The following is a 1,578-nucleotide window of genomic DNA, read 5'->3' as shown; positions in this document are numbered from 1 at the left end:
CTTGTTGTTTAACCTCGCAGGTCACCCGACCTGCTGATCTGTGGTTCTTCCCGGGACAGCGGAGGCGGCCGTTCCCCACGCTTCGAGGTGTCGAGTCACGAAGCAAGAGAGAACGGCCGCTGCCCATGAGTGTCCCGGTCGAGGCTGCCGCAGGTGCGGCGTTGGACGTGTTGTCCCGCTTTCGGGTCGAGTTCTACGAATGCCTGTACGCCCGCGCCGATGCCCTCTTCGAGCTCACCGACGCGATCCTGTGCAAGGACGGACCCGTGCGAACGTTGGTCGACCTGAGCCTGCAGGCCGAGCACCGGCGCGGGCACGGCGCCCTGTACCAGGCGCTGAACACCGGCTGGGTCGAACCGGCCCGGCTTCGCGCCCTGCTGGCCTCGCTGCCCGTGCCGCGCGCGGTCGAGGGCCGGATCGTGCTGGCCGTCGACATCTCCAACTGGCTGCGGCCGGACGCCGAGACCAGCCCCGACCGGCTGTTCTGCCACGTCTACGGGCGCGGTCGCAGCAAGGACCAGTTCATCCCCGGCTGGCCCTACTCCTTCGTCGCCGTGCTGGAGTCCGGCCGCACCTCCTGGTGCCGGCTGCTGGACGCGGTCCGACTCGGCCCGGCCGACGACGCCGCGGCGGTCACCGCTGCACAACTGCGTGACGTCATCGGGCGGATCGTCGCAGCGGGCCACTGGAGGACGGGCGAACCCGAGTTGCTGATCGTCGCCGACGCCGGCTACGACCTGGCCCGCCTGGCCTTCCTGCTCGCCGACCTGCCCGTGGAGGTGTGCGGCAGGCTACGTTCCGACCGGGTGCTGGCCAGGGACCCCGCTCCGCACAACGCCGCCCCTCGGCCGGGCCGCCCACGCATGCACGGCACCCCGTTCGCCCTCGCCAGGGCCACCACCTGGGGGGATCCGCAGATCGAGACCCGGACCGCGACGACACGCTACGGCACCGCCATCGCCACCGCATGGGACCGCCTCCACCCCCGGCTCACCCGCCGCTCGGCCTGGATCGCCGACCAAAACGCCGAACTCCCCATCCTGCATGGCCTCGTGGTCCGCCTGACCGTCGAGCACCTGCCCGGCGGGCGGGACCCGGACCCGGTATGGCTGTGGTCCTCACGCCCAGGCGCCGACGCCCGCCACGTCGACCAGCTCTGGCAGGCCTACCTGCGCAGATTCGACCTGGAACACACCTTCCGCCTGCTGAAGCAGACACTGGGCTGGACCACGCCCAAGCTTCGGGAACCAGCCAGCGCCGACGTCTGGACATGGCTGATCATCGTCGCGCACACCCAGTTGTGGCTCGCCCGCCAAGCCGTGAAGGATCTACGTCGGCCCTGGGAACGCCCGCTGCCCGCAAACAAGTTGACGCCCGCCCGGGTGCGACGGGGGTTTCGCAACATCTGCGCGAAGGCGGCCCGACCGGCGGCTGCACCGAAACCCTCCCGCCCCGGCCCAGGGCGCCCCCTCGGGTCGAGCAACCGAGCGAGAGCACCCCGCCACACACCGGGAAAGACCGTCAAACGCGCCGAGACGCTCGACCAGCACTACGGCCGCACAGGTTAAAGATCAAGCT

General features: G+C 70.5%; 1 protein-coding gene. It reads left to right on the top strand.

The window, feature by feature from the left end:
• Nucleotides 1-125 precede the first annotated feature (125 nt).
• Nucleotides 126-1,568: an NF041680 family putative transposase gene (locus ABD369_RS40535; RefSeq protein ID WP_344641651.1), complete on the top strand. Its 1,443-nt coding sequence runs from the start codon at nt 126-128 to the stop codon at nt 1,566-1,568.
• Nucleotides 1,569-1,578 lie beyond the last annotated feature (10 nt).

It is taken from the genome of Kitasatospora cystarginea, from assembly GCF_039533515.1.
Classification (GTDB): domain Bacteria; phylum Actinomycetota; class Actinomycetes; order Streptomycetales; family Streptomycetaceae; genus Kitasatospora; species Kitasatospora cystarginea.
Note: the sequence above shows the minus strand (reverse complement) of the source record. Positions and strands in the feature narration are given on the sequence as shown.

Bases quoted from the DNA above. Each gene is read 5' to 3' on its own strand.
- ABD369_RS40535 (WP_344641651.1), top strand. From the start codon at position 126: ATGAGTGTCCCGGTCGAGGCTGCCGCAGGTGCGGCGTTGGACGTGTTG.